Origin of the sequence: Nitrospirillum guaranorum, from assembly GCF_034653275.1 — a bacterium.
Classification (GTDB): Bacteria; Pseudomonadota; Alphaproteobacteria; order Azospirillales; family Azospirillaceae; genus Nitrospirillum.
Genome location: NZ_JAYEES010000004.1, coordinates 350,963 through 377,954, shown reverse-complemented (window position 1 = coordinate 377,954; position 26,992 = coordinate 350,963). Strand labels below are relative to the sequence as shown.

The 26,992-nt window shown below is 67.9% G+C and carries 21 protein-coding genes; 10 read left to right on the top strand and 11 right to left on the bottom strand.

Annotated features, from left to right (window positions below; all coding sequences use genetic code 11):
- Window positions 1-27: 27 nt before the first annotated feature.
- Window positions 28-534, bottom strand: coding sequence for a TIGR00645 family protein (locus UAJ10_RS23515; RefSeq protein ID WP_322917681.1), 507 nt, complete (start codon window positions 532-534; stop codon window positions 28-30).
- Window positions 535-649: 115 nt separating this feature from the next.
- Window positions 650-1,432 carry an EF-hand domain-containing protein gene (locus tag UAJ10_RS23510; protein ID WP_322917680.1) on the bottom strand — a complete coding sequence of 261 codons (783 nt, stop codon included), beginning with the start codon at window positions 1,430-1,432 and terminating at the stop codon, window positions 650-652.
- A 438-nt stretch (window positions 1,433-1,870) separates the two neighbouring features.
- Here UAJ10_RS23510 and UAJ10_RS23505 point away from each other — a divergent pair, with 438 nt between their 5' ends.
- Window positions 1,871-2,803, top strand: coding sequence for an MlaA family lipoprotein (locus UAJ10_RS23505; protein WP_322917679.1), 933 nt, complete (start codon window positions 1,871-1,873; stop codon window positions 2,801-2,803).
- Window positions 2,804-3,011: 208 nt separating this feature from the next.
- A complete protein-coding gene (locus tag UAJ10_RS23500; protein ID WP_322917678.1) occupies window positions 3,012-3,572 on the top strand; it encodes a MarR family winged helix-turn-helix transcriptional regulator in 561 nt (186 codons plus the stop codon).
- A 7-nt stretch (window positions 3,573-3,579) separates the two neighbouring features.
- Here the strand turns inward: UAJ10_RS23500 and UAJ10_RS23495 are convergent, their stop codons facing one another.
- Window positions 3,580-4,899, bottom strand: coding sequence for an acetyl-CoA hydrolase/transferase family protein (locus tag UAJ10_RS23495; RefSeq protein ID WP_322917677.1), 1,320 nt, complete (start codon window positions 4,897-4,899; stop codon window positions 3,580-3,582).
- A 360-nt stretch (window positions 4,900-5,259) separates the two neighbouring features.
- Here UAJ10_RS23495 and UAJ10_RS23490 point away from each other — a divergent pair, with 360 nt between their 5' ends.
- A complete protein-coding gene (locus UAJ10_RS23490) occupies window positions 5,260-5,841 on the top strand; it encodes a hypothetical protein (RefSeq protein WP_322917676.1) in 582 nt (193 codons plus the stop codon).
- Window positions 5,842-5,899: 58 nt separating this feature from the next.
- Here UAJ10_RS23490 and dnaE read toward each other — a convergent pair whose 3' ends face one another.
- Entirely contained in the window at window positions 5,900-9,394 is a 3,495-nt protein-coding gene (gene dnaE / locus UAJ10_RS23485; protein WP_322917675.1) for a DNA polymerase III subunit alpha, read from the bottom strand.
- Window positions 9,395-9,611: 217 nt separating this feature from the next.
- Here dnaE and UAJ10_RS23480 point away from each other — a divergent pair, with 217 nt between their 5' ends.
- Window positions 9,612-10,811 (top strand): AAA family ATPase, encoded by a 1,200-nt coding sequence (locus UAJ10_RS23480; RefSeq protein ID WP_322917674.1) that lies wholly within the window; start codon window positions 9,612-9,614, stop codon window positions 10,809-10,811.
- Window positions 10,812-10,897: 86 nt separating this feature from the next.
- On the opposite strand, the gene ahpF is transcribed toward UAJ10_RS23480, so the two are convergent.
- The 4 genes from ahpF to UAJ10_RS23460 all read right to left on the bottom strand — a co-directional run bounded on the left by ahpF (window position 10,898) and on the right by UAJ10_RS23460 (window position 15,453).
- The gene (gene ahpF / locus UAJ10_RS23475) at window positions 10,898-12,460 is read right to left on the bottom strand and encodes an alkyl hydroperoxide reductase subunit F (protein ID WP_322917673.1); all 1,563 of its coding nucleotides are present in this window, start codon (window positions 12,458-12,460) and stop codon (window positions 10,898-10,900) included.
- Between the two features lie 304 nt (window positions 12,461-12,764).
- Entirely contained in the window at window positions 12,765-13,328 is a 564-nt protein-coding gene (ahpC, locus tag UAJ10_RS23470) for an alkyl hydroperoxide reductase subunit C (protein WP_145608432.1), read from the bottom strand.
- Window positions 13,329-13,720: 392 nt separating this feature from the next.
- Window positions 13,721-14,278, bottom strand: a complete 558-nt coding sequence (locus tag UAJ10_RS23465; protein ID WP_322917672.1) for a DUF2059 domain-containing protein — start codon at window positions 14,276-14,278, stop codon at window positions 13,721-13,723.
- A 167-nt stretch (window positions 14,279-14,445) separates the two neighbouring features.
- The gene (locus UAJ10_RS23460; protein WP_322917671.1) at window positions 14,446-15,453 is read right to left on the bottom strand and encodes a sulfate ABC transporter substrate-binding protein; all 1,008 of its coding nucleotides are present in this window, start codon (window positions 15,451-15,453) and stop codon (window positions 14,446-14,448) included.
- Window positions 15,454-16,043: 590 nt separating this feature from the next.
- On the opposite strand from UAJ10_RS23460, the gene cysG reads away from it, so the two are divergent.
- From cysG to UAJ10_RS23435, 5 genes are read left to right on the top strand one after another with little or no spacing between them, the layout of a single operon-like run.
- The gene (cysG, locus tag UAJ10_RS23455; protein ID WP_322917670.1) at window positions 16,044-17,462 is read left to right on the top strand and encodes a siroheme synthase CysG; all 1,419 of its coding nucleotides are present in this window, start codon (window positions 16,044-16,046) and stop codon (window positions 17,460-17,462) included.
- Window positions 17,463-17,475: 13 nt separating this feature from the next.
- The gene (locus tag UAJ10_RS23450; RefSeq protein WP_322917669.1) at window positions 17,476-17,778 is read left to right on the top strand and encodes a DUF2849 domain-containing protein; all 303 of its coding nucleotides are present in this window, start codon (window positions 17,476-17,478) and stop codon (window positions 17,776-17,778) included.
- Window positions 17,779-17,832: 54 nt separating this feature from the next.
- On the top strand, window positions 17,833-19,554 hold the full coding sequence (locus UAJ10_RS23445) for a nitrite/sulfite reductase (protein WP_322917668.1): 1,722 nt from the start codon (window positions 17,833-17,835) through the stop codon (window positions 19,552-19,554).
- Window positions 19,541-20,053 (top strand): DUF934 domain-containing protein, encoded by a 513-nt coding sequence (locus UAJ10_RS23440; protein WP_322917667.1) that lies wholly within the window; start codon window positions 19,541-19,543, stop codon window positions 20,051-20,053. Before UAJ10_RS23445 ends, UAJ10_RS23440 begins: the two co-directional genes overlap by 14 nt.
- Window positions 20,050-20,766 (top strand): phosphoadenylyl-sulfate reductase, encoded by a 717-nt coding sequence (locus tag UAJ10_RS23435; RefSeq protein WP_322917666.1) that lies wholly within the window; start codon window positions 20,050-20,052, stop codon window positions 20,764-20,766. Before UAJ10_RS23440 ends, UAJ10_RS23435 begins: the two co-directional genes overlap by 4 nt.
- A gap of 7 nt (window positions 20,767-20,773) precedes the next feature.
- Here the strand turns inward: UAJ10_RS23435 and UAJ10_RS23430 are convergent, their stop codons facing one another.
- Window positions 20,774-21,973, bottom strand: a complete 1,200-nt coding sequence (locus tag UAJ10_RS23430) for a hypothetical protein (protein WP_322917665.1) — start codon at window positions 21,971-21,973, stop codon at window positions 20,774-20,776.
- A 226-nt stretch (window positions 21,974-22,199) separates the two neighbouring features.
- On the opposite strand from UAJ10_RS23430, the gene sugE reads away from it, so the two are divergent.
- On the top strand, window positions 22,200-22,517 hold the full coding sequence (gene sugE / locus UAJ10_RS23425) for a quaternary ammonium compound efflux SMR transporter SugE (protein WP_322917664.1): 318 nt from the start codon (window positions 22,200-22,202) through the stop codon (window positions 22,515-22,517).
- A 4-nt stretch (window positions 22,518-22,521) separates the two neighbouring features.
- Here sugE and UAJ10_RS23420 read toward each other — a convergent pair whose 3' ends face one another.
- Entirely contained in the window at window positions 22,522-23,877 is a 1,356-nt protein-coding gene (locus UAJ10_RS23420) for an NRAMP family divalent metal transporter (RefSeq protein WP_322917663.1), read from the bottom strand.
- Between the two features lie 122 nt (window positions 23,878-23,999).
- Entirely contained in the window at window positions 24,000-26,975 is a 2,976-nt protein-coding gene (locus UAJ10_RS23415; RefSeq protein ID WP_322917662.1) for a hypothetical protein, read from the bottom strand.
- Window positions 26,976-26,992: the final 17 nt, after the last annotated feature.

The following is a 26,992-nucleotide window of genomic DNA, read 5'->3' as shown; positions in this document are numbered from 1 at the left end:
GGCCTGCCGGCGTCTGAGGAACCCGCCTCAATGCCCCAGCTTGTGGGCCTTTTCCGTCAGGTAGTCCATCAGGGCCAGCAACACGCCGGACATGACGAACACCACATGGATGACGGTGGACCACATCAGGTCGCGATCGCTGTAGTCGCTGACGCTCATGAAGGCGCGCAGCAGCTGGATGCCGGAGATGGCGACGATGGAGGCGATGAGGCGCAGCTTCAGCCCGCCGAAGTCGACCTCGCCCATCCATTCCAGGCGGTCGTGATGGCTGGCCACGCTGATCTTGGAGACGAAATTCTCATAGCCGGCGAAGATCACCATCAGCACCAGGTTGGCGATCAGCGACAGGTCGATGAGCGACAGCAGGCCCAGGATGATCTCATGCGAGGTGGCGCTGGCCAGATGGTTGATCAGCTCCCACAGCTCATGGACGAAGCCCGCCAGGGGCAGCAACAGGGCGACCACCAGGCCGATGTAAAGGGGGGCGAGCAGCCAGCGGCTGGCGAACAGCACGCTTTCGATCCACCGGTCCATGGGCGTCCTTCCGAAGGGCGACCGCCGGGCGGGCGGCCAAATGCTTGATCGGCGACGACATTACCCGATTCCGGCGGCCGATTTCGACCGCCTTCATCGCCCACGGCCTTGGGAATTACATGCCCCCGGGACCACCGCCGCCCATGCCGCCGCCCATGCCGCCGCGACCGCCGCCATGCCGGCCGCCACCGCCCATGCCGCCACCGCCGCCCCGGCCGCCCGGCTCCTGGGTGCTGAGGTCGACCTTCTCGATCTCCTCGATGGTCAGCTGGCCGTCGTGGTTGGCGTCGATGACCTCGAACAGGGCGCGGGCATAGGCCCGGAACTCATCCCGAGTCACGCGGAAGTCCAGGTTGGTGTCGGCCGCCATGATGGGGTCGACCCCGCCCCGGCCACCGCCCATGCCCCCGCCCATGCCGCCGGGCCCGCGACCCCCGCTGGGGGGGGCACCGCCGGGAGGGGCGCCATCAGGCGGGGCGCCCTCGGGACCGGCACCCGGCGCGCCATCGGGTCCCCCCTCGGGGCCGCCCCGGGAGCCGCCATGCCCCATCAGGGCCATGCGATCCGCCTGGCGCACCTTCTCCAGCTCGGTCACGTTCAGGGCGCCATCACCGTTCAGGTCGTAATGCGCGAAGACGGCGTCGGCCTCCGCCTGGAATTCCTCCCGCGAGAGCTTGCCGTCCTGGTTCGTGTCCACACGGTTGAACCAGGCGCGCAGCGACACCTTGGCCGCGTCCTCCGACGTGGTGCGGCCCAGCGTCTGCCCCAGGGGGGTGGTGACGGTGTAGAAGGTCTTGTGGCTGGAACATGCCGCCGTCAGCGCCAGGACGCCCAGAAGAGCCGGGCGAAGAAGGGCCGGGCGGACCGAGGGGTGGCGGCGGGCGGAAGGACGGTGCATCGGGTGTTCCTTCATGTTGCGCGGAACGCGCTGTCTTGACACGGCCTGAACCGCCGTCCGGCCCCCCGGGCGACGCGGGATTCCAGCACTGGCGCGGCGCGGGTAACCGGCCCTTGCACGCGCGAAGCCCCGCGAACTGTCGGGCTTCACGCGGCAACGCCGACCGTCCGCAGCATGATTTGGCCTGCCCCGTTGGTAAACAACGCTTTTACAACGCCCCCTAAATGGCAAAGCCGCCATGCGCACGCGGCAACAGGGCGCCTGATTTTCCCATTTTGACCGGGCGGGCGCACCGTTATGGTTAAGTCGGTGGCGGCGAGACACGATCGCGCCGTCCCCTCCGTATTGAGCGGGGCCCCCATGCCCCTGCCCAGTCGGCGTCCCACCCCTCCGGCCGGTTCCGGCCGTTCCTATCCCGCTGCTGGAGGCATCCCCCCGATGCTGCGTCCCGGTTCCCCCGTCGCGTCCACCACCGTTCCCGCCCGGTCGCACCGGCGCCTGGGCCTGAAGGCCGCCGCCCTGCTGGGCATGCTGGCCCTGCCCATGCCGCTGTCCACCGGCGCCCACGCCCAGGAAACCCTGCCGCAGCCGCCGCAGGCGGCGGCTACGCCCGACGCCCCGGCGCCAGACGGCGACGGCGCCCGCACCGAGGTGGCCGAGGCCAAGACGGCGGAAGCGCGCGCCGCCATCGCCTCCGCCCAGGAGGAGGACGCCAACGACCCGCTGGAGGGCATGAACCGCGCCATCTTCTGGTTCAACGAGGGCGTGGACACGGTGCTGCTGCGCCCGGCCGCCAAGGTCTACCGCACGGTGATGCCGGACTTCGCCCAGACGGGCATCCGCAACGTGCTGTGGAACCTGCGCTCCCCCCTGACGCTGGCCAACAAGCTGTTGCAGGGCGACTGGGACGGGGCCGAGGTCGCCACCGAGCGCTTCCTCATCAATTCCACCATCGGACTGGGTGGCCTGATCGACGTGGCGGGCGACCATGGCCTGACCTACGAGTATGAGAGCTTCGACCAGACGCTGGCGGTCTGGGGCGTGCCCGAGGGCTTCTACCTGGTGCTGCCCGTCCTGGGCTCCTCCACCCTGCGTGACGCCGTGGGCTTCGGTATCGAGGCCTATGGCGACCCCGTGTCGCGCTACCTCAGCAATACCCACGACGATTGGGCCAGCTACACCCGCGCCGGCGTCTACGCCGTCGACCTGCGCGCCCAGTACCTGGACGTGCTGGACGACGTGAAGCGCAACAGCGTGGACTATTACGCCACCATGCGCTCGCTGTACCGCCAGCGACAGAACAACTACATCCGCAACGGCAAGACGGACCCGGACCAGTTCCCGTCCATTCCGGATTACGACGCCAAGTGAGCCCCCTGACGTTCGGATTAGAAGCGTAACCCTCAAGGCCTGGTGAATGGTTCGGTCCGTTCACCAGGCCTTGTGCATTCCGGGCCATGGTGCCAAGGTCATTGTGATCACAAGCTTGGAAACGGGGCCGCAGATGCCGCCGCGCCCAGGCGTTAGTGGGAACAAGACCCCCCGAAGACGGGGTCACGCATGAGGAACAGGACCCACCATGCCCCTTCCCCGCCCGCAGCCGGTGGCGCTGCCGGTCAGCGACCTGACCCTGGACATGGGCCCCAAGCTGGATATGGAACGCTATGTCCCGGCCTTCCTGAATTCCATCGCCAACAAGCTGTCCAGCGGCGCCTCGCGCCTATACTTCAAGCACTTCGGCATCGGGGTGGTGGAGTGGCGCATCATCGTCCACCTGGTGGCGGAGCCGTGGTGCACCGCCGCCCGCATCTGCCAGATCATCGGCATGGACAAGGCCGCCGTCAGCCGCAGCTATGCCCTGATGGAGGATCGCGGCCTGATCCAGTTCCGCCCAGCGGAGCCGAGGGGCCGCGAGGCCGCCCTGACCGTGGCCGGCCGCGACCTGCACGACCGCATCCTGGTCATGGCGCTGGAGCGGGAGCGGCGCCTGCTGGCCGATCTCAGCCCGCGCGAGGTTGACACCCTGATCAACCTGCTGGGCCGCTTGCAGGCCCGCATCCCCCACGTCAACGCCTACGACCCCACGCCGGAGGAGATCGGCCTGCCGGCCCGGGCTGCGGAACCGGCCAAAGCCTCGTAAGCGCCTGCTAGCACCCCCGGGCGGCGGCATGCGCCGCCCGTTCCAGCCCTTCCCGGAAGTCGGGATGGGCGATGCCGATCAGCGCCCGGGCCCGCTCCGCCAGCGTCAGGCCGCGCAGGTTCACCACCCCGTACTCGGTGGCGACGTACTGGACGTCGTTGCGCGGCGTGGTCACCGGCCCCGAAAGACGGGGAACGATGCGCGAGGCCGTGCCCTCGGCGGCGGTGGAATGGCAGGCGATGATGGATTTGCCCCCTGTCGACGCCGAGGCGCCGCGCACGAAATCCAGTTGCCCGCCTGCGGCGCTGTACTGCCAGCCGGCCAGGCATTCGGAATTGCAGGCGCCCTGCAGGTCGACCTCCAGCGTGGCGTTGACGGAGACCACGCCGTCGTTCCGGGCGATCACCGCCGGGTTGTTCACATAGTCCACCGGCTGCGCCTCGCAGTCCGGGTTGCCGTCCAGGAAGTCGTACAGCGCCCGGTCCCCCATGGCGAAGGTGAACACCGTCCGCCCGGCATGGATGGCCTTGCGGCTGTTGTCGACCGCGCCCCGGCGCATCAGCTCCGCCAGGCCGGGGGTCATCAGTTCGGTGTGGATGCCCATGTGCCGGCGGTCGTGCAGGGCGGCGCACACGGCGTCGGGCAGGGCGCCGATGCCCATCTGCAGGCAGGCGCCATCCTCCACCAGGTCCGCGATCAGGCGGCCTATGGCCCTGTCGTTCTCCCTGATCTTGGCGGGCGGCACCTCCAGCAGGGGTACCGGGTTCTCCACCAGCGCCGTCACCCGGTCCAGGGGGATACGGCAGTTCCCCAGGGCGCGCGGCATGGCCGGGTTCACCTCCAGGATCACCTGCCGGGCGCTCTGTGATACCGCCAGGGCATAGTCGGTGTTGGTGCCCAGGCTGAAGCAGCCGTCCGCATCCATAGGCGCCACGGTGGTCAGCAGCACATCCACGTCCACCTGCCGGCTGAGGACATGCGGCGCCTGGCTGAAGGCGGTGGGGATGAAATCCACCACCGGCAGGCCGTGCGGCCCCGCCTCCTTGTCCAGCGCGCGCTCCAGCCCGCCGTGGAACAGGCTGACCGGCCGGACGCGGTGGCGCAGGTCGGACCGCAGCAGCGGGGCCGCGTTGGCGAAGGCCAGCAGGTAGTAAAGCGACAGGTCGCCCACCTGCCCCGCCTCCGCCCGCCGGGCCAGGGCGCGCAACAGGGCGGGCGGCTGCGACACGCCCAGGCCCATCGTGATGCGGGACCCGGAGGGAATCAGGCCCGCCGCCGCCTCCGCCGACCGGACGCGCGCGGCGTAGGCCTCGGCATGTGGTCGCATTTCATCCTCCCCTCTTATCCGGACCATCCTGGCATGAGGCCCGGCCGGCGCCCCAGAGGTTTTCGCCGGTGGCCGCCACCCGCCCCGCCGCTTGTAACAAACAAGCCCCATCACCATCCAGATTCGGCCCAATCACGGACACAATCCGGCGGCACAAGTAACCGCAGGGCACACTTGAGTATTATCCCCGCCCGCGTAGCGAACCACTAAGTTTCACCGAGACCGGACCCTGATCCCGGTTGATGGCGCCGCCCTCCCGCCGCCCTGGGCATTGCGGGAACCTTCCCCTGGTCTTTGGGGTTTAGGCACACGCGGCGCGCCCCATGCGGGTCCGGCTGATCGAAGACGAAGGAGATGGACATGCGGATGCATTTGCTTGCGGCCACGCTGTTGGCCACCGGTCTGATCGGCGGCACGGCCCTGGCCCAGACCGCCATGAACCCGGGCGACACCCCGAACGACACGATTTCCCCGCCGGAGGCCAATTCGCCGCCGCCCGCCCCCATGGGTGACGAGGGCATGATCGGCCCGGCGACCACCACCACGACCTCCAGCCAGTCCTACAGCACCGAAAGCCACACCTACATCGTGCGGCCCAAGGGCATGATCTCCACCGGCACCGGCAAGGTGAACACCGCCATGAAGCCGGGCGACACCGTGCCCAAGCCCACCTGCCTGGAAGGCACGGAGCCGCGCGTGTGGACCGCCCCGGTGGTGTTCGGCATGCCGCAGGGCAAGGGCCGGGTGGAAGGCATCGACACCTGGGTCGAGAACCAGGGCGGCCAGTGGGTGATCAAGTCGGCCCTACGCGCCGGCGAGGGCGACGCCCCGGTCAGCGACAAGGGCCAGGGCGGCTGGGTCGAGGTCAGCACCATGTGCGCCCTGCCCGGCGTGACCGACAGCCAGCGTGAGGCCGGCGCCATGCAGGGCGCCATGAACTAAGCGCCGGACCTGAAGGGGCGGCCCCGATAACGGGGGCCGCCCTTTTCATTTGGGGAAATCAGATGTCCTGGACGTCGATGACGCCGGGGATGGAGCGCAGGGCGGACCGGCTGGCGCTGCTGATCTGGTAGGCCTGGGGCAGCACCAGTTCCACCTCCAGCCGGTCGACCTCCACCATCAGGTGGATTTTGCCCCGGCCGGAGGGCAGGCGCTTCAGCACCGTCTGCAGGCCCTCCACCGGCGCCTGGTCCTTCAGCGTCACCCGCAGACCGGACGCCACCTTGGCGACCTCATCCTCCAGCAGCTGCACGCCGCTGCCGGTCAGGCGCAGCTCCTCCCCGTTCTGCTGCACGTCCACCGTCATCAGCACGGCCTTGCCCGGCTCCAGATGCTCGCGCGCCGGTGCCAGCGCCTCGGAGAACAGCGTCACCTCATAGACGCCAGAGGCATCCGACATGCCGATGAAGGCGAAGCGGTTGCCACTCTTGGCCGTGCGCTCCTGCCGGGCCACGACGATGCCGGCCATGCGGAAGCGGGTGGACCCGCCGCCGCGCGCCACGATGCCCGGCAGATCGGCGAAGCGCACCACCTTCAGCTTGGCCAAGGGGGCCGCGAAGGCGTCCAGCGGATGGGCCGACAGGTAGAAGCCGATGGCCTCGAACTCGTGCCGCAGCTTTTCCAGCGGCTCCCAATCCACCACGCGCGGCAGCTCCGGCGCCTTCAGCGGGGCGGAGGCGCCGAACAGGCTGTTCATGCCGCTCTCGCGCTCCGCCGCCTCGGCCTGGGCGTAGCGCAGCATTATTTCGATGGCGGAATGAACCTGGTGGCGGTTGGGCACCAGGCTGTCGAAGGCGCCGGCGGCGGCCAAATTCTCCAGCTGGCGCTTGTTGATGACCTTGTTGTCCAGGCGGCGGGCGAAGTCGAACAGGTCGCGATAAGGGCCGTTGGCATCGCGCTCCGCCACCACCGCCGCCATGGCCGGTCCGCCCACGCCCTTCACCGCCGCCAGGGCGTAGCGCACGGCGCGCTCACCGCTGGGCAGGTTCTCCACCCGGAAGATGTCGCCCGACCGGTTGATGTCCGGCGGCAGCAGCTTGATCTTCAGCCGATCCAGTTCCTGGCGGAACTGGTTCAGCTTGTCGGTGTTGCCCAAATCCAGCGTCATTGACGCGGCCATGAACTCCACCGGGTAATTGGCCTTGAGGTAGGCCGTCTGGTAGGCGACCAGGGCGTAGGCGGCGGCGTGCGACTTGTTGAAGCCATAGCCCGCGAACTTGTTCACCTGGTCGAAGATCAGGCCCGCCTGGTCCGCGTCCACCCCGCGCGCCGTGGCGCCCTCGATGAATTTGGAGCGTTCCTTCTCCATCTCCTCTTTAATTTTCTTGCCCATGGCGCGGCGCAGCAGGTCGGCGCCGCCCAGGCTGTACCCGGCCAGCACCTGGGCGATCTGCATCACCTGTTCCTGGTACACCATGATCCCGAAGGTCTCCTTCAGGATGGGCTCCAGCGAGGGATGCATGTAGTCGGGCTCTTCCTGCCCGTCCTTGACCTTGATGTACTTGGGGATGTTGTCCATCGGGCCCGGCCGGTACAGCGACACGAGCGCGATGATGTCCTCGATGCGGTTGGGCTTCATGCGGCGCAGCACGTCGCGCATGCCCGAGCTTTCCAGCTGGAACACGCCCGAGGCCTCGGCCCGGCCCAGCAGCCTGTAGGTCTTCTCGTCGTAGAGGTCGAGGTTCAGCAGGTCCAGGTCGGGATTGAGCGGCCGGATCAACTCCACCGCCTTCTGCAGCACGGTCAGGGTCTTCAGGCCCAGGAAGTCGAACTTCACCAGGCCGGCCAGTTCCACATACTTCATGTTGAACTGGGTGACCGGCATGTCCGACCGGGGATCGCGGTACAGTGGCACCAGCTGGTCCAGCGGGCGGTCGCCGATCACCACGCCGGCGGCGTGGGTGGAGGCGTGGCGGTACAGGCCTTCCAGCTTCAGCGCCACGCCGATCAGGCGGTCCACCGTCTCATCCTGGCGGCGCATCTCCTGCAACAGCGGCTCGCCATCCAGCGCCTCTTGCAGGGTGACAGGGTTGGCCGGGTTGTTGGGCACCATCTTGCAGATGCGGTCCACCTGGCCATAGGGCATCTGCAGCACGCGCCCGACATCACGCAGCACGGCGCGGGCCTGCAGCTTACCGAAGGTGATGATCTGGGCCACGCGGTCGTGGCCGTACTTGGCCTGGACGTAGCGGATGACCTCGTCACGGCGGTCCTGGCAGAAGTCCACGTCGAAGTCGGGCATGGACACGCGTTCGGGGTTCAGGAAACGCTCGAACAGCAGGCCAAAGCGGATGGGGTCCAAGTCGGTGATGAGCAGCGACCACGCGACCAGCGAGCCGGCGCCCGAGCCACGGCCCGGCCCCACGGGGATGCCGTTGTCCTTGGCCCACTTGATGAAGTCCGACACGATCAGGAAGTAGCCGGGGAACTTCATCCGCTCGATGACGGAAAGCTCGTAATCCAAACGCTCGCGGTAGCGCTTCTCCGTGTCCGCCTTCTCATCATCCCCCATCTCCGCCGTGAAGACATAGCGGTTCAGGCGGAAGGTCAGGCCGTCGTGGGCCTGGGCGCGCAGCTCCTCCGCCTCCGTCCGGCCTTCCTCGGTGGGGAAGTTGGGCAGGATGGGGTTGATCTTGCGCGGCATGTAGGCGCAGCGCTGGGCCACCACCACCGTGTTGTCCACCGCCTCCGGCAGATCGGCGAACAGCGCCCGCATCTCCTGGGCACTCTTGAAGTAGTGGTCGGGCGTCAGGCGGCGGCGGTCGTCCTGCATGATGAAGGCGCCGTCGGCGATGCACAGCAGGGCGTCGTGCGCCTCGTACATGTCGGCGGTGGCGAAGTAGCAGTCGTTGGTGGCGACCAGCGGCAGGTCGTGGGCATAGGCCAGGTCGACCAGCGCGCCCTCGATGCGCTGCTCCGCCCGGCCGATGGCCGTATCCTTGTCATGCCGCATCAGCTCGACATAGAGCCGCCCGGGGAACAGGCGCTTCAGTTCCAGCAGCAACTCGGTCGCGGCCGGCGCCTGGCCCTCCAGCAACAGGCGCCCCACCCCGCCGTGGATGCCGCCGGTGAGCGCGATCAGCCCGTCGCTGTGGCCGTCCAGCGCCGCCATGGACACCTGGGGCTCCAACCCCGGCTCCGTCTCCATGTACGCCTTGCTGATCAGCTCCATCAGGTTGGCGTAGCCCGTGGCGTTCTGGGCCAGCAGCACCAGCTGGTCGGCGCCGAAGGTGCCGGGGCGCTGCGGCCCGCGCGTGGTGGCGGCGGGGCCCCAGCGGCCGATCCACATCTGGCAGCCGACGATGGGCTGCACGCCCGCGTCCGACGCCGCCATGGCGAATTCCAGGCTGCCGAACAGGTTGCCGGTGTCCGTCACCGCCACCGCCGGCATGGCGTTCTTGGTGCACAGCTTCACCAGCTCCTTCACCTTGATCGCCCCCTCGGACAGCGAATAGGCGGAGTGGGTGCGCAGGTGGATGAAGCCGGGATGGGACATGGGGGCGAAAGGTCCGGGACAGGGGTCAGGGCGCCAGTTTACGAAGGAGGCAAAGGGCGAGTCATCTATTCTGATGCCCCGACGCGGTCCTTGAACCGAACCATAGGGAGTTTAGGCCTTTATAGAAGAATCTCACTATAAATACCTAAACTCCCTTGAAATGCGCCCTTAGGGAGTTATAGTGGAATCTCGCTATAAATGGCTAAGGTCGCTCAGAATGGACCTCGTGCGGAATCCCTATGCCCCAGGCGCTGGCACGCCGCCGCCGGAACTCGCCGGTCGTGCGGATGTCATTTCAAGCGGCTTGGTCGCCTTACAGCGCACGGCTTCCGGTCGGCCTGCTCAGAGCGTGATTCTGGTTGGACTACGGGGCGTCGGCAAAACGGTACTCCTCAACAAGCTCAACGAAGAAGCTGAAAACCTCAAATTCAAGACAGCCTTCATTGAAGCTCATGAGGGAAAGTCATTACCTGAATTATTGGCCCCCAGTTTACGCTCCATCCTTTATTCTCTGAGCCTGGTTGAGGGCGCCATTGAGAAAGCGAGGCGGGGTCTGCATGGACTGAAAGGTTTCCTGAACGGTCTTAAAGTTAGCATAAGCGACATCGATTTCGGCCTAACGATTGGCCCCGAGCCCGGGCTTGCCGATAGTGGAAATATCGAAGCCGATCTTCCTGACCTTATCGCCGCGATTGGTGAAGCGGCCAAGGCTGCGAATTGTCCTGTAGTCCTTTTCATGGATGAGATGCAGTACCTGGATCCGCGTGAATTCAGCGCCTTGATCATGTCCATGCACCGCACCACTCAACGGCAATTGCCAATCTTGCTGGTGGGTGCCGGCTTGCCCCAAATCGTCGCGCTGGCTGGAAACTCCAAGTCCTATGCGGAGCGTCTGTTCCGCTTTCCAGAAATAGGGGCGCTGGCTGCGGATGAAGCCGCCCTGGCTATCCAAAAACCAGCTCATGATGAGGGGGCAGTCTTCACTTCTGCGGCAATAGAGATCATCCTAAAAGATACCGAACGGTATCCGTACTTTCTGCAGCAATGGGCCTATGAAGCCTGGAACGTCGCCCACGGCGATACGATCACCGAGTCTGATGCGCGCAAGGCTAAGGACCTGGCCATTGCTGAACTGGATCAAAGCTTCTTCAAAGTTCGTTTTGATCGTTGCACGCCAGCTGAGCGGCGCTACATGCGGGCGCTGGCCGATTTCGGGCATGGTAAACATCGGTCAGGCGACATAGCGGAAAAGCTGGGTGTCAAGGTCACCTCCGTAGCGCCGACGCGCAGCGCGTTAATCCGCAAAGGCATGATCTATTCCCCATCCCATGGGGATACCGCCTTCACCGTCCCGTTGTTCGATGACTACATGCGGCGCGTGATGCCAGACCTGAAAGCCGCCCTATCAGACAACTGACCCCAATGAAAACGCCCACCTGGGAGGGGGTGCCGGCGTCGGCCGACGCCACCACAGGTGGGCGCTGTACTTTATACTGTCGCGACTCAGGCGGCCTGGACGGAACTGCGGATCAGGTGGTCGAAGGCGCCCAGCGACGCCTTGGCCCCTTCGCCCATGGCGATGATGATCTGCTTGTAGGGCACGGTGGTGACGTCGCCGGCGGCGAAGATGCCGGGAACGGACGTCTCACCATGGTGGCCCACGATCACCTCGCCCCGCTGGGTCAGCTCGACACTGCCGCGCAGCCAGTCGGTGTTGGGCAGCAGGCCGATCTGCACGAAGATGCCCTCCAACGCCAGGCGATGCGTCTCGCCCGAGGCGCGATCCTTGTAGACCAGGCCGTTCACCTTGTTGCCGTCGCCCGTGACCTCGGTGGTCTGGGCCTGGGTCAGGATGGTGACGTTGGCCAGGCTCTTCAGCTTGGTCACCAGCACGGCGTCGGCGCGCAGCTGGCTGTCGAACTCCAGCAGGGTGACGTGGGCGACGATGCCGGCCAGGTCGATGGCCGCCTCGACGCCGGAGTTGCCGCCGCCGATCACCGCCACGCGCTTGCCCTTGAACAGGGGGCCGTCGCAGTGCGGGCAGAAGGCCACGCCCTTGGTCTTGTACTGTTCCTCGCCCGGCACCTTCATTTCGCGCCAGCGGGCGCCGGTGGCCAGGATCAGGGCCTTGGCCTTCAGCTTGGCGCCGCTTTCCAGCGTCACCTCGTGCAGCCCGCCGACCGTGGCCAGGGCCTTGGCGCGCTGTTGGTTCATGATGTCCACCTCATAGGTGCGGACATGCTCTTCCAGGCTGCGGACCAGCTTGGGCCCCTCCGTCGCGGTGACGGAGATGAAGTTCTCGATGCCCAGCGTGTCCATGACCTGGCCGCCGAAGCGCTCCGCCACGATGCCGGTGCGGATGCCCTTGCGGGCGGCGTAGATGGCGGCCGCGGCGCCGGCGGGGCCACCGCCCACCACCAGCACGTCGAACGGATCCTTGGCGTCGATCTTGGCGGCCTCGCGGGCGACGGAGCTGGTATCCAGCTTCGCCAGGATTTCCTCCAGGTCCATGCGGCCCTGGCCGAAGGGTTCGCCGTTCAGGAAGATGGCCGGCACGCCCATGATCTGGCGCTTGGTCACCTCATCCTGGAAGACGCCGCCGTCGATCATCTCATGACGGATGCGGGGGTTCAGCACCGCCATCAGGTTCAGCGCCTGCACCACGTCCGGGCAGTTGTGGCAGGTCAGCGAGATGAAGGTTTCGAAGTGGTAGTCGCCCTCGATGGCCTTGATCTGCGCGATGACCTCGTCGCTGACCTTGGGCGGATAGCCGCCGGCCTGCAGCAGCGCCAGCACCAGCGAGGTGAACTCGTGGCCCATGGGCAGGCCGCTGAAGCGGATGCCAATGTCGCCGGCCGGGCGGTTGACGGTGAAGGACGGGCGGCGGCCGGCGCCGTCCACGTTCTCGTTGATGTTCACCAGGGGGGAGGCTTCGGCGATATCGGCCAGCAGCTCCATCATCTGGCGGGAGGTGGCGCTATCGTCCGGGTAAGCAACAATCTCGATCGGCTGCTTCACCCGTTCCAGATAGGCCTTCAATTGGGTCTTGAGATTGGCGTCCAACATCGGGGCGGGCTTTCTGGCGGAGATTGGGGGAAAGGGCGATTGGGGGAAAGGGCGGGCAAAGAGGGGGCGGTCACCGGCGCCGGGATGCGGCGGCCAGGTGCGATTTGAAACGTAATGTCACAGGCGGGCTGTTCAAGCGGGCGCGCCTCTCGCGGAGTCGCGGGCCCCGGCGTTAAGGCCCCAGGCAACAGGCCCGGGGCGTCCGGGGGCGGATGAGGCCCCCGGACAGGGCCGGGACGTCACCGTCCCGGTCCCGGCATCAACGGATGCAAACCAGAATCTGGGCAGATCAAATCCCGGGGGATCAGATCTTGCCGACCAGGTCCAGGGACGGCTTCAGGGTCTCGGCACCCTCGGTCCACTTGGCCGGGCACACTTCGCCGGGGTGGCTGGCCACGTACTGGGCGGCCTTCACCTTGCGCAGCAGTTCCGACGCGTCACGGCCGATGCCGTTGTCGTGGATCTCGCACAGCTTGATCTGGCCTTCGGGGTTGATCACGAAGGTGCCGCGCAGGGCCAGGCCCTCTTCCTCGATCAGGACGTCGAAGTTGCGGGCCAGGGTGGCGGTCGGGTCGCCGACCAGCGGGTACTGCACCTTGGCGATGGTGTCGGAGGTGTCGTGCCAGGCCTTGTGGGTGAAGTGGGTGTCGGTCGACACGCCGTAGATCTCCACACCCAGCTTCTGGAACTCGGCGTAGTTGTCAGCCAGGTCGCCCAGCTCGGTCGGGCACACGAAGGTGAAGTCGGCCGGGTAGAACACCACCACGGACCACTTGCCCTTCAGGTCGGCTTCGGTCACGGGCACGAACTTGCCGTTGTGGTAAGCGGTCGCCTTGAAGGGCTTCACTTCGGTATTGATGAGGGACATCGTTAATTCCTTGGCTGGTTGAAATCAGTCAGTTACGGATTGGCAATCGCGTTCGGCGGGGCGCCCGGGCCGGGGCTCCGTCCGGAGCCCTGCGGCGTTCGCCCTACCGACGAACAGGACCATACCGGCATCTTAGAATAATTCCAATTATAAAAATTGAGAGCCGTTTGCAGTCGCAGCATGCCAGCGTCGCGATGGGCGACGGGGCCCACCCTCTTGGCAGGGGCGGCGGGCGGGGCCACCGGAGTCCGGCTCAAAGGGGCGCGAGGCCGGAACCCGGACCAACCGGCGCGGGCTGGCCGGGTTCCATCTTAAAAGCAGCGGCGGTGTAGCGCCACCGCCAAGACGGCCTGGAAAAAAACTCTTGCGTGACCCCGCGAGGGGCAGCCACCTCACCCCTGGGGGATGGTCAGGCCCTTGCCCTTGCAGGCGGTGATGAAGTCGCCCAGGACGGGACCCAATGCCTGGGGCAGCACGGCCTGCGCCCGGGCCCGGCCCCGCTGCTGCACGCCGGGCATCTCCTTCAGCATCTTGGCTCCCACCGGCAAGTCGTAGAAGGCCAGGATGGCCGCCAGCTCCGCCTCGGTGAAGCGCGCGGCGTAGGCCTGGGCGTAGCCGTCGATGACCGGCGCCATGGCCTTGCGGAACTCCGGCAGCAGCGTGTGCTCGAACAGCGCGTCGACATCGGCCTCGCGTCCCGGGTTGGCGGCCTTCAGGTTGAAGGTCAACGGCTGCACCGTGGCGCCCAGGACCTGCTGCATCAGGTCGTCGGCGTTGACCCTGTCCGCCAGTGCGCCGGCCAGTTCCAAGGCCTTGGGCGTGGGCGCCGTCTGGGTCGCCGCCATCTGGGTCGCCGCTGTCTGGGCCGCCACTTGGGCCACGGCGGGCGCCGCCGCCATCATGATCGCCAGCCACAGTCCGGCCCCGCCGGCGAAGACTCCCTTGCGCATTCCCGTCCCTCCCCTTCACGGCCCCGGGGGCCTTATGTCCGGTGACCTTAGCGCCAGGGTGGTGGGTCCGGAAGACGGGGGCGGCCCTCTACGCCTAAATGCCAAGCGCCGCCGCCCGGCATCCCGGACGGCGGCGTCGCTGATCAGTGCCGCGATGGCGCGGCGCCTCAGCCCGGCTGGTACAGCTGGTCGAAGGTGCCGCCGTCGGCGAAGTGGGCCTTGTGCGCGTCGTGCCAGCCGCCGAAGGTCGAAATATCGAACAGCTCCACCTTGGCGAACTTGTTCACCACCTCCTGCAGGACCACCGGGTCGCGCGGGCGGTAGAAGTGCTTGGTGGCCAGGATCTGCGCCGGCTGGGTGTACAGCGTCTGCAGGTAGGCCTCCGCCACCCGGCGGGTGCCATGGCGGTCCACCACCTTGTCCACCACGGCCACCGGCGGCTCCGCCAGGACGGAAACGGACGGGGTCACCAGCTCGAACTCGCCCGGGCCCAGTTCCTGGATGGCCAGATAGGCCTCATTCTCCCAGGCGAGCAGCACGTCGCCCAGGCCGCGCTGCACGAAGGTGGTGGTGGCGCCGCGCGCCCCGGTGTCCAGCACCGGGACCTTCTTGAACAGCGCCTTGATGAAGTCGCGGGCCGCGGCGTCACCGCCCTTGGCGCGGGCGTAGCCCCAGGCCGCCAGGTAGTTCCAGCGGGCGCCGCCGGACGTCTTGGGATTGGGGGTGATGACCTCCACCCCCGGCTTCAGCAGGTCCGGCCAGTCCTTGATGCCCTTGGGGTTGCCCTTGCGCACCAGGAACACGATGGTGCTGGTGTAGGGCGTGGAGTTGAAAGGCAGGCGCTTCTGCCAGTCCTTGTCGATCAGGCCGCCATTCTCGACGATGGCGTCGATGTCGTAGGCCAGCGCCAGGGTGACCACGTCGGCCTCCAGCCCGTCGATGACGGCACGGGCCTGCTTGCCCGACCCGCCGTGCGAGGTGTTGACGCTCACCTGGTCGCCGCCCGAGGCCTTGGCCCATTCCTTGGCGAACAGGTCGGCGTATTCCTTGTAGAATTCGCGCGTCGGGTCATAGGAAACGTTCAGCAGCTGCGAGGCGGAGCGCGCGCGCACCGATCCCAGCATGGCCACGCCGGCGGCACCCGCCATAGCGGTCAACAGTGTTCTGCGATGCATTCGGATTCCCCCTAGTAGTTCTAGCCCCGGCCCGGCGGCCGATCCGGCGGAGGAGGATGCATTCCCTGTGACAGGACACCGCACCCCCATCCGCGCTGTTGACGCCCATGACAAACGACACCGCAATCTGTGTCAACCGAAACATTAATAACATTTAATTGATGTTATTATGAGGCGCGCTGGTTCCTTGGCGCCCGAATGTCCCGCCAAGCCAAGGCTTTGCCTGGATCGCCGCCAATTAACCAAATTGCCCATGTGGAATCGGAGGCGGATTACACCATGCCAGCGCATGGCAGTGTTGCGGGACCCGTCCTGCCCGCGCGCCGTCTCCGTCGCCCTTCCCCGCAATTTTGTCACAGACGCTTGAAGGGAAATGGTTTTCCATAACCCGAGGCTGAGAGCACCACGGTGGAGCGCGGCCTAGGGCTATCCCGATGCCAGGATGCTTGAACCTCGACAAACATGCCGTTTACGAACACATTATGAGGGAACATTGACGCTTTCACAGGAATATTTCGTACAATGCCCGCCGCCTTCCCCCTGTTCCTGACGCTGTCCGGCCAGACGGTGCTGATCGTCGGTGGGGGGAATTGGCCCTGCGCAAGGCGCGCCTGGTGGCGGGGTCCGGCGCGGATGGCCGGGGCGCCCGCCTGGTGGTGGTGGCGCCCGAGGTCCACCCCGACTTGGGCGCGCTGGCCGCCGAGGTGCGCCGCCGCCCCTTCGCCGCCCATGACCTGGATGGCGTCACCCTGGTGTTCGCCGCCGGCGAGAATGAGAACGAGGCGGCGGCGGTGGCGGAGCTGGCGCGGGCCAGAGGCTTGCTGGTGAACGTGCCGGATCGCCCGGCCCTGTCCACCTTCATCATGCCGGCCATCGTGGACCGGAGCCCCATCACGGTCGCCATTTCCACCGGCGGCACCTCCCCCGTCCTGGCGCGCCGCCTGCGCGCCCGCATCGAGGCGGCGCTGGAGCCGGGCCTGGGCCGGCTGGCCACCTTCCTCGATGGCTTCCGTACCGCCGTCCGCTCCGTGAAATCCGACGAGACCGCGCGCCGCCGGTTTTGGGAACGGGTAATCGACGGCCCCATCGCCCAGCGGTTCCTGGCCGGGGACGAGGCCGGGGCGCACGAGCAGCTGGTGAAGACCCTGAACAGCGACGCCGCGGCCGCCGCCATCGAGGGCGGCTCCGTCGCCCTGGTGGGCGCCGGCCCGGGCGACCCGGATTTGCTGACCCTGCGCGCCCTGCGCGTGCTGCAGAACGCCGACGTGGTGGTGCATGACAAGCTGGTGGACGACCGCATCCTGGACTACGTCCGCCGCGACGCCCGCCGCGTCTATGTCGGCAAGTCCAAGTCCTGCCACACCGTCAGCCAGGATGAGATCAACGCCATCCTGGTGCGCGAGGCCCAGGCCGGCCACCGCGTCGTGCGGCTGAAGGGCGGCGACCCCTTCATCTTCGGCCGGGGTGGTGAGGAGATGGCCGTGCTGCGCGCCGCCGGCGTGGCGGTGGAGCTGGTGCCCGGCATCACCGCCGCCGTGGGCTGCGCCGCCGCGACCGGCATTCCCCTGACCCATCGCGGCCTGGCCCAGGGCATCACGCTGGTGACCGCGCATGGCGCCGCGCACGGCGGGCGGGGCGATGGAACGCCGTCGGAACCCGCCATCGACTGGACAGCGCTGGCGCGCCTGGACCACACCCTGGCCATCTACATGGGCCTGAGCAAGGCCGGCCTGGTGGCCGATCGCCTGATCGCCGCCGGCAAGGCGCCAGGCACCCCGGTCGCGTTGGTCGAAAATGGCACCCGGCCGGACCAGACCCTGATCGTCGGGACGCTGGCCCGGCTGGGGGCCCTGGCCGCCGGCCTGACCGGCCCCGCCCTGATCCTGGTGGGGGAGGTCGTGACACTGGCCGATCCGGCCAAGGTCGCGACCGACATCCTGACCACCCTTCCCGTTCCGGGCCGCGATGCGGACACGACCCCGGGCACGGGTTTCAAAGCCGCCGTCTGAGAGGAACCGCACCATGGCCCGCGTTACCGACGCCCCCAAGGTCGTCACCGCCAACCGCCTGCAGGACGGCGCCGTCGTCTGGCTGACCGCCGCCGGCGACTGGTCGACCGGCGTGGCCGACGCCCAGGTGCAGGCCGACGCGTCGTCGGTGGAGGCGGCCCTGGGCATCGCCCGCGCGTCCGCCGCCCGTCAGGAGGTGGTGGAACCCTACGCCGTGGACGTGGCGGTGGAAGCCGCCGGCCCCCGCCCCCTGAAGACGCGGGAATGGATCCGCGCCGCCGGCCCCAGCATCGACGCCGTGCCCGCCGCCGCCTGAACAGTCCCGCGCGCCCGTTCCCGCATGAATGAAGACCATATCGAGCTTGCCGTCATGAGCCCCTCCGCCGCCGCCCGCCAGATCGACCCGCCCGCCAACGGCCTGCCCAGCCATGCCGGCATCTACCACTACGACCAGGTGGACCGCGATTTCCTGAAGGAGCGGGTGGAGCAGTTCCGCCGCCAGGTGGCCCGCCGCCTGGCCGGTGAGCTGACGGAGGACGAGTTCAAGCCGCTGCGCCTGATGAACGGCCTGTACCTGCAGTTGCACGCATACATGCTGCGCATCGCCGTGCCCTACGGCATCCTGACCAGCCGCCAGGTGCGCCAGTTCGGCCGCATCGCCCGGCAGTACGACAAGGGCTTCGGCCACTTCACCACCCGCCAGAACCTGCAGTTCAACTGGATCAAGCTGGTGGACGTGCCGGCCATCCTGGACCTGTTGGCCGAGGTGGACATGCACGCCATCCAGACCAGCGGCAACTGCATCCGCAACGTGACCTCGGACCAGTTCGCCGGTGTCGCCAGCGATGAGGTGGTGGACCCCCGCCACTATGCCGAGGTGCTGCGCCAGTGGTCGACGCTGCACCCGGAATTCTCGTTCCTGCCGCGCAAGTTCAAGATCGCCATCACCGGCAGCAGCGCCGACCGCGCCGCCATCTGCATCCACGACGTGGGCCTGATCGCCAAGCGCGACGCCGATGGTACCGTCGGCTTCGAGGTCTATGTCGGCGGCGGCCTGGGCCGCACCCCCTTCATCGCCAAGAAGCTGCGCGACTTCCTGCCCGAGGATGAGCTGATCGCCTATCTGGAGGCGGTCCTGCGCGTCTACAACGCCTATGGCCGGCGCGACAACATCTACAAGGCGCGCATCAAGATCCTGGTGCACGAGCTGGGCATCGACGCCTTCCGCGACGAGGTGGAGGCCGAGTTCGCCCGCATGCCGGTGGCCCAGTACCGGCTGGAGCCGGCCATCCTGGACGGCATCCGCGCCCGTTTCGCCAGCCAGCCCTATGAGGCGCTGGAGCCCATCTCCGGCATCCTGGCCCGGGCGCGGCTGGAGGACCAGGCCTTCAACCGCTGGGTCCGCACCAACGTCGCCGTCCATCGCCAGCCCGGCTACGCCATCGCCACCATCACCCTGAAGCCCGCGGGCGGCATCCCGGGCGACGTCTCGGCGGACCAGATGGACGTCATCGCCGACCTGGCCGACCGCTACAGCTTCGGCGAAATCCGGGTGACGCACGAGCAGAACCTGGTGCTGGCCCATGTCCGCCAGGACGACCTGCCGGCCCTGTGGAAGGCGCTGGCCGACATCGGTTTCGGCGAGGCCAATTCCGGCCTGATCACCGACATCATCGCCTGCCCCGGCCTGGACTATTGCGCCCTGGCCAACGCCCGCTCCATCCCGCTGGCCCAGCGCATTTCCGAGCGCTTCGCGGATCTGGACCGGCAGCACGACATCGGTGAGTTGAAGATCAAGATCAGCGGCTGCATCAACGCCTGCGGCCATCACCACGTCGGCCACATCGGCATCCTGGGCGTCGACAAGAAGGGGGTCGAGGCCTACCAGCTGACGCTGGGCGGCTCAGCCGCCGAGGTGGGCGCCATCGGCGACATCATGGGCCCGGCCCTGTCGGCGGATGAGACGCTTGACGCCATCGACGCCGTGGTCGGCGTCTATCTGGACCGGCGTCAGGACGGGGAACGCTTCCTCGACACCCTGGCCCGCATCGGTCATACCCCGTTCAAGGACAAGGTCTATGCCGCTCATTGACTCCGGAATGCTGGTCGACGACGCCTGGGTGCGCCTGGGTGATGACGACGCCCTGCCGGCGGCGGACGTGCCGGTCATCGTCAGCCTGGCCCGATTCCTCAAGGACCGCGCCAGCCTGGTGGGCCGCAATGGTGGCCTGGGCATTTTCCTGGCCAGCAGCCAGCACCCCAAGGACATCGCCGACCACCTGGCGGACTTCGCCCTGGTGGCGCTGGACTTCCCCAAGTTCCGCGACGGCCGCGGCTTCACCATCGCCCGCGAGTTGCGCGAGCACCTGGGCTATCGCGGGGTCATCCGCGCCGTGGGCCACACCCTGCCTGACCAGTACCTGGCCCTGGTCCGCTGCGGCGTGACCCAGGTGGAAATCCCCGAGGGCCGCGACCCGGCCCTGTGGGCCCACGCCCTGACCGAGATCAGCACCGCCTACCAGGTCTCGGTGGCGGGCCCCCTGTCCATGGCGCGCCTGTCGCGCCACAAGACGACGGAGCACGCGGCGTGACCGGGGTGGGCGACCGGGCGGCCGACCTGGCCCGGACCTACGCCGGCCTGACGGGCCCGGCGCTGCTGGAACCCCTGTTGACCCGGGACCTGAAGGGCGAGATCGCGCTGGTCTCCTCCTTCGGGGCGGAATCCGCCGTGCTGCTGCACATGGTGGCGGAGATCGATCCGGCGACGCCGGTCCTATTCCTGAACACCGGCAAGCTGTTCGGCGAGACCCTGCGCTATCGCCGCGAGTTGGTGGCGCGCCTGGGCCTGACCGACGCCCGCGAGATCAAGCCGCTGCCCGAGGATGTGGCCACCCGCGACGCCGACGGCCTGCTGTGGCGCACCAACCCCGACGCCTGCTGCCGCTTCCGCAAGGTGGAACCGCTGAACCGCGCGTTGGAGGGCTTCAACGGCTGGATCACCGGCCGCAAGCGCTTCCAGGCGGCCACCCGCGCCGACCTGGTGACCATCGAGGCGGCCGAGGGCCGGTTGAAGATCAACCCGCTGGCCGACTGGGACCGCGACGACCTGGTGGCCTATCTGGACCACCACGACCTGCCGCGCCATCCGCTGGAGGCCGACGGCTACCTCTCCATCGGCTGCATGCCCTGCACCGACCGCGTCGCCCCGGGCGAGGATGGGCGGTCCGGCCGCTGGGCCGGCATGGGCAAGACCGAATGCGGCATCCACCTGCCGCTGTCCGCCGTGGCGGCCCCGTCCACCTGAGCCCCCCTCAGCCCTCCGCTCCCTTGGGCGCGACCTGCGGGGCGGCGGCGGGATGGGCGGCGGCAGGATGGGGGACGGTGTCGCGCGGCTTGAACACCTCGCGCAGTTTGTCCACGGCGGAATCGAACATGGTGAACACCGCCTCCACGCTGTAGCCGGCCAGGAAGGCGGCGCCCAACAGGGAGATCTGGGCGGTGGCCGTGGGTTCTATCGTCGCCATGACGCTTTTGTAGAACAGGCCGGTGGCGAGCCCCAGGGTCAGGCCCAGGGCCCGCCGCAGCACCATGCGGAAGCCCAACTGCGGCATGAAGGAGGCGTTGACCACTGCCTCCGTCAACACCCGCGCGATGTAGGCGCAGGCCCCCAGCAGGCCGAACAGGGCCGGAAGCACGTACAGCGTCAGGGCCGTGCAGGCGTTCCACGCCAGCTCCACCGTATGCATCAGGATGATGTTCGGCTCCTCCTGCGGGGGGTCCGTGTCCGTATGGGGCTCGCGCGCGCGGCAGTATCCGTGGGCGTCGAAGCTGAGCGTCACGGCGCGGGACAACAGGCTGCAAATCCAGGGTCGCAGCAGCTTGGCCGCCGCCTGCTGGCGCAGTTGCACCAGCGGTTCCTCCGCCGTCTGGTCCACGGCCGTGGCCGCGCCGCCGGGGGAGGACGGGCCGGATGCGGATTGGGCGGCGGCCGGGCCGCCGGCCAAGGGCCGCTCCGCCGCCACCCCCTCGATGAACAGCAGCTTGCGCACCCCGGTCTGGGCCAGCAGGTTGGTGCCGTTGGCGGCATGGATCTGGATGATGGCCGTCACCAGCGCCACCCCCACCAGCCAGACGACACCACTGCGGATGGTCCGTTGCACCAGGCCGGCGCGGGTCAGCGACCGCCACCATCCCAGCAGGCCCAATTCGCGGCGGAATTCGCGGATATGGCGCAGGCTGGCGCTGGTGGCCGGGGCGATCACCACCGACAACGCCTGGTAGGTCCCCCACAACGCCTGCTTGTCCTCCAGGCTCAGCCGGTCGGGCGGGGTGGCGGTGACGCGCACCGCCGCGTCGATCACCGCCCGCTCCAGCGCCAGGCCCCGGCCGGCGGCGTAGCCCAGCATGATGCGCACGTCATCCTGCCATTCGTCCCACCGCTGGTGGTCGCGCGTGTCGCCCACTGCGGCCGGTGCCGCGGCGCTCTCGTCCACGTTCGTCCCATCCGTCATGGCCCGCCCCTCCCCGCTTCACCCCTTCAATTAAAGAGATATGCGGCTTCAAAGTCTTTCTCTTTTTTATGATCTTGGCATCCTGCGGGCGGACCGCCATGCTTTCCCCGTCGGGGACGACCCCGGCCCGCCACCGCCCGTCGGCTCACCCACCCCAGGGGGCCAGGTGGCCGGCGCCCTTTCGGCGGGGACGGCCCCGCCCCTTCACACACACCGGAGATCCACCATGGCTTGGCTATGGTTGCTGCTGGCCGGCCTGTCCGAAGTGGGCTGGGCCGTGGGCCTGAAATACACCGACGGCTTCACCCGCCTGGTGCCGTCCATCCTCACCATCACCGCCATGGGCGTCAGCTTGGGCCTTCTGGGCCTGGCCCTGCGCGCCCTGCCCCTGGGCACGGCCTACGCGGTGTGGACGGGCATCGGCACGCTGGGCACCGTCATCGCCGGCATCATCCTGTTCAACGAGCCGGCGACGGCCCTGCGCCTGGCGTGCATCGGCCTGATCGTGGCCGGCATCGCCGGGCTGAAGCTGGCGCACGGGTGAAGCGTCATACCACCCAGGTGACCACCATGGCGGTGTCCACCACCGCCATGGCGGCCATGCAGGCCCAGCCCAGGGCGCGCAGGGCCGGCGGCAGCACGAAGTCGCCCATGATTTCGCGCTTGGTCGCCATGCGCATCATCATGACGATGACCGGCACGGCCACCAGGCCGTTGACCACGGCGCTCCAGAACAGGGCCTTCACCGGATCCATGTCGATGACGTTCATGACCGAGCCCACGGCCATGGCCGCCAGGATGGCGCCGTAGAAGGCCTTGGCCTTGTGCCAGGGCCGCGCCAGGCCCACGGGCCAGCGCCGCGCCTCGCCCAGCGCATAGGCCGCCGACCCCGCCAGCACCGGCAGGGCCAGCAGGCCGGTGCCGATGATGCCCAGGGCGAAAACGGCGAAGGCGAAGGTGCCGGCGATGGGGCGCAGCGCCTCCGCCGCCTGCGACGACGTCTGGATGTCGGTGACGCCGTGGACGTGCAGGGTGGCGGCGGTGGTGATGATGATGAACAGCGCCACGCCGTTGGACAGCAGCATGCCGATGTAGGTGTCCAGGCGGATGCGCCGCAGTTCCTCCGGCGCCTGTTCCGGCGCCTTTTTCAGGGGCTGGGCCTCGGGGTCGCCCTTTTCCTCCTCCACCTCCTGGTCGGCTTGCCAGAAGAAGAGGTAGGGGCTGATGGTGGTGCCGAAGACGGCGACGACGGCCACCAGATACTCGGATTTCAACGAGCCGGGCGGGTGGATCACCGCACGGCCCAGCTCAGCCCACGGGATGGGCACCACCAGCACGGTGGCGACATAGGCGAACAGCGACAGCGTCAGCCACTTCAGGATAGAGACGTAGCGGCAGTACGGCACCAGGATCTGCAGGGCGGCCGAGGCGCCCCCGAACAGCAGGACGTACAACCATTGCGGCCCGCCGATCAGCAGGCCCAGCGCCGCCGCCATGGCCCCCAGGTCGGCGCCGATGTTGATGACGTTGGCCGCCACCAGCAGGAAAACGATGGCGTTGATGGTCAGCGGCGGGTAATGGCGGCGCAGGTTGCCGGCGATGCCGTGGCCCGTCACCCGGCCGATGCGGGCGCTGATCTCCTGGATCGCCGCCATAAGCGGATAGGTCAGGATCAGGGTCCAGGCCAGGCCGTAGCCGAACTGGGCCCCCACCTGGGAATATGTGGCGATGCCGCTGGGATCGTCGTCGGATGCCCCGGTCACCAGGCCGGGGCCCAGGCATTGCCAGATGGTGCGGGGCTTTTTCGGCCCCCCGTCGCCAGTTTCGCAATCCCGCCCCGCCGGAGCGGGCGCGGGCACGGGCGTCGTTTCGGATGGCGCCGATCCCGGCTCCAGGGTGTCCAAGGCTATCCTCCCCGCTGTCCCTTTGAAAGGTGGGGCGAGCCGCACCCCGCGTGCGCCCTCGCCCCACCTCTTTAAGATGCAGAACGGATGCCTTGTTCCTTCCCGCTTCCCGGCTAGGCCGGTCAGGCGCCTGGGATCGTCGGCGGGTCACACTCCTCACACTCTTCCTTCAGCGCCGGCGCCGCCAGGCGGTCCAGGATCTGCTTCAGGGTGGCCAGGTCCGTGGCGCAGCCCTGGGCCTCCGCCAGGATGCTGTCCATGATTTCGAAGCCCAGCGACCGGTAGCTCTCGAACTGACTTTCGGAGAACCACTGGTCGGTGGTGGACTCGTGCGGGAAGGTGGGGTGGCTGTTGGCGTAGGCCTTCACGCCCGCGCTTTCATCGCAGTTATGGAAGCTGGCCTTGACGTACAGGATGATGCCCGGCTTGGCCGTGGGCCCGTCGACGATGGCGTAGTCGATGACGCCCATGGCGTGATAGGGCACATCGGTCAGCGTCACCCCCGGCGCCGGTCGCGGCTGCATCTTCTGCAGATCGTGGAAGCGGATGGGGATGCCGAAATCGATGCCGATCTTGCGCACCGCCATGCCGAGGTCGGAATAGGTGAAGTCCGGATCCTCGCCCGCGTCGCTGACCACGATGTAACGGCAGCGGCGGCGCACCATCTCGTACAGGCCCAGGTCCTCGAAATGGCCGCCATCCGACAGGGCGACATAGGGCTGGTCGTCCGTCGTCAGGCCGAAGGCGTCCTTGACCAGGGGTGCCGCCGCCGTGGGCGGACCGTTGCGGTACCAGGTTTTGTCGCCCACCGGCGCCGGGTTGCCCAGCCACCAGCCCAGCCGCATGTTCAGCAGGGTCAGCAGCAAGGACACGGTGGGCGAGGAGTGATAGCCCGCGTTGGGGTCCACCGCCGCGCCGGAGATGGCCATGGCCGTGCCCAGGGAGATGCCGGGGTTCTTCGGATCATCCTCCGGGCGGGGCGGGCATTTCGGCTGACGCGTGAAGGGCCACAGGCGGAACCGCCGGCCGCTGTGCGACGACCCGCCATACTTGGACGACGGACGGAAGGCGCCGCGATAAGCCACCAGCGTGCCGCCCGGCTGGTCCAGCAGGGGGCACAGCGACGCCGCCCCGCTGTGCAGCGGCGTGATGGTGAAGGACATGCCCTTGCGCTGCTGCCACGCCAGGTTGCGGGTGGAGATGACGTTCAGGGTCGTGTTCAGGACATGGAAGGGCCGCCAGTTGTCGCCCGTCCGATCCTCTCGCTTCGCCGGCCACAGCGACTGCATGGTCGGATTGTCGTCCATGTCGAAGCCGGTGAAGCGGTCCGGCTTGCGGCCAATGTGCGAGGCCCCCAGAAAGGCCCGGACCAGGCGGTTGCGGTAGAGGCCGTGCAGGGAGAAGCGGTTGATGTTGATATACTTGGACGCGAAGAAGGCGATGATGCCCAGAATTACCCCCGCGGTCAGCAGCAGCGGCACCACCATGCCACGCTCCTGCGCCTCCACCATGCCGCTCTGGAACACCACCGACCCGGCGCTGTCCGGCAGGATGAGGTAGTTGCCGTAGGAGATCAGGTAGGCGAACAGGGAGTCGCGCAGCACCACCAGGTCGATCACGGCCGACCCCAGCACCAGCAGCAGGGCGAAGAACAAGGGTGCCGACAGGCTGGCCGCCACATTGTAGGCGATGGCGACGGGGCTGCGGTTGGGGGTCTGGTTGGACGGCTGGGCCGAGGTGCGGCCGCTGCCGCCGGTCAGCCAGCCGACCATGGCGGTGGCGCCGCCGCCGGCCACCAGCCAGTCGAACAGGGCCTGCGTGCCCAGTTCCACCTGCCCGGCCGTCCACGACCCCAGCAGCGCCAGGGCCACGCCAGCGATCCAGGCGACACAGGTCGCAAGGTACCAGCCGGCCGATCGCGCGAACCACTCGCGCTGCTCATCCGAGCGGGGGGTGTTGCTGGTCAGCGCCACATAGCAGGTCTCCGCCATCAACTGCGACAGCAACAGCCACGGCGGCGCGAACAGCAGCAGCAGCAACAGGCGCACGGCCGGGTCACCGCCGGAGCCGATGATATGGGCGCCCAAGCCCAGGAAGGCGCCGTAGGCGATGCCCGCCACCAGCCAGCCCCAAGTGGTGCGGTGCTTCAGCCGCGCCCAGCGCTTGAGATCGAGCAACGCGGTGAACAGCTCCCCCGTCGTGAGCAGGGTGATGAGCTGGGCCGCGCCATAGACGACGAAGCCGAGGATGCCGCCGAAGACCAGCAGGTCGGCCAGCGGCGTGACGATCAGCAACTGATAGCCGATGGTGGTGTCCAGCGCCCCGGTCCAGGCGACGCCGCCCAGGAACATGGGCAGCAGATTTCCCTTCAGGAACTGGCCCTGTGTTGGACTGGCCGTGCCGCTGAGCCTCATGGCACGTAGTGTGAACCGTAGTCCTATGAGGACCAGCACCAGGGAGATGGCCGCCAGGATGAACAGGGCCAGGCCGTACTTCTGGTCGCCGAAGGGATGCGACAGCCAGGCCACGCCCACGGCCGCCAGCTTCACCACCACCAGGCTGAGCAGGAACAGCGGGATCAGCAGCACCCAGTTCAGCAGCAGGTTGCGCAGGATCATGGCCGCCGCCGCCCAGGTGTCGGCGGAAACCAGGCCCACCTTGGGCGTCAGGTAGTTGCTGTCGCGGCGTAGGTCGCCGATGGCCGTCGGCTCAACGGCGCTGACGTCGTGGCTGCGGGTGTTCAGCTGCGGCAGCACGTCGGCATAGGGCTGGCGCGAAAGCCAGGCCGACAGCCAACTGCCGATATAGCCGCCGCCGGAAACGGTGGAGAGGTAGTTGAACTGCCCCAACAGCGCCTTGTCGGGCGGCGGCAGGCGGAAGTCCTTGCAGGGCCGGGGCCGGGCGGCCAGCGCCTGGATGATCCCGAGGCCGAAGGTGGCGCTGCGGATGCCGCCGCCCGACAGGCAGAGGGCGGTGGATTCCAGATTGTTGAGCGCCAGGGTCAGGTCCTGGTCCTGCACCCCGTCGAGCACGTGGTCGCCGTGGATGCTCTCGGCCTCGGCCCGCAGAACCTCGATGGTGCTGAGCGGATTGGTCATTGGTCTAGCCCCCTGAT

Coding starts and splice junctions, on each gene's coding strand:
- UAJ10_RS23515 (WP_322917681.1), bottom strand. CDS start 534: ATGGACCGGTGGATCGAAAGCGTGCTGTTCGCCAGCCGCTGGCTGCTC.
- UAJ10_RS23510 (WP_322917680.1), bottom strand. CDS start 1,432: ATGCACCGTCCTTCCGCCCGCCGCCACCCCTCGGTCCGCCCGGCCCTT.
- UAJ10_RS23505 (WP_322917679.1), top strand. CDS start 1,871: ATGCTGCGTCCCGGTTCCCCCGTCGCGTCCACCACCGTTCCCGCCCGG.
- UAJ10_RS23500 (WP_322917678.1), top strand. CDS start 3,012: ATGCCCCTTCCCCGCCCGCAGCCGGTGGCGCTGCCGGTCAGCGACCTG.
- UAJ10_RS23495 (WP_322917677.1), bottom strand. CDS start 4,899: ATGCGACCACATGCCGAGGCCTACGCCGCGCGCGTCCGGTCGGCGGAG.
- UAJ10_RS23490 (WP_322917676.1), top strand. CDS start 5,260: ATGCGGATGCATTTGCTTGCGGCCACGCTGTTGGCCACCGGTCTGATC.
- dnaE (WP_322917675.1), bottom strand. CDS start 9,394: ATGTCCCATCCCGGCTTCATCCACCTGCGCACCCACTCCGCCTATTCG.
- UAJ10_RS23480 (WP_322917674.1), top strand. CDS start 9,612: ATGGACCTCGTGCGGAATCCCTATGCCCCAGGCGCTGGCACGCCGCCG.
- ahpF (WP_322917673.1), bottom strand. CDS start 12,460: ATGTTGGACGCCAATCTCAAGACCCAATTGAAGGCCTATCTGGAACGG.
- ahpC (WP_145608432.1), bottom strand. CDS start 13,328: ATGTCCCTCATCAATACCGAAGTGAAGCCCTTCAAGGCGACCGCTTAC.
- UAJ10_RS23465 (WP_322917672.1), bottom strand. CDS start 14,278: ATGCGCAAGGGAGTCTTCGCCGGCGGGGCCGGACTGTGGCTGGCGATC.
- UAJ10_RS23460 (WP_322917671.1), bottom strand. CDS start 15,453: ATGCATCGCAGAACACTGTTGACCGCTATGGCGGGTGCCGCCGGCGTG.
- UAJ10_RS23450 (WP_322917669.1), top strand. CDS start 17,476: ATGGCCCGCGTTACCGACGCCCCCAAGGTCGTCACCGCCAACCGCCTG.
- UAJ10_RS23445 (WP_322917668.1), top strand. CDS start 17,833: ATGAGCCCCTCCGCCGCCGCCCGCCAGATCGACCCGCCCGCCAACGGC.
- UAJ10_RS23440 (WP_322917667.1), top strand. CDS start 19,541: ATGCCGCTCATTGACTCCGGAATGCTGGTCGACGACGCCTGGGTGCGC.
- UAJ10_RS23430 (WP_322917665.1), bottom strand. CDS start 21,973: ATGACGGATGGGACGAACGTGGACGAGAGCGCCGCGGCACCGGCCGCA.
- sugE (WP_322917664.1), top strand. CDS start 22,200: ATGGCTTGGCTATGGTTGCTGCTGGCCGGCCTGTCCGAAGTGGGCTGG.
- UAJ10_RS23415 (WP_322917662.1), bottom strand. CDS start 26,975: ATGACCAATCCGCTCAGCACCATCGAGGTTCTGCGGGCCGAGGCCGAG.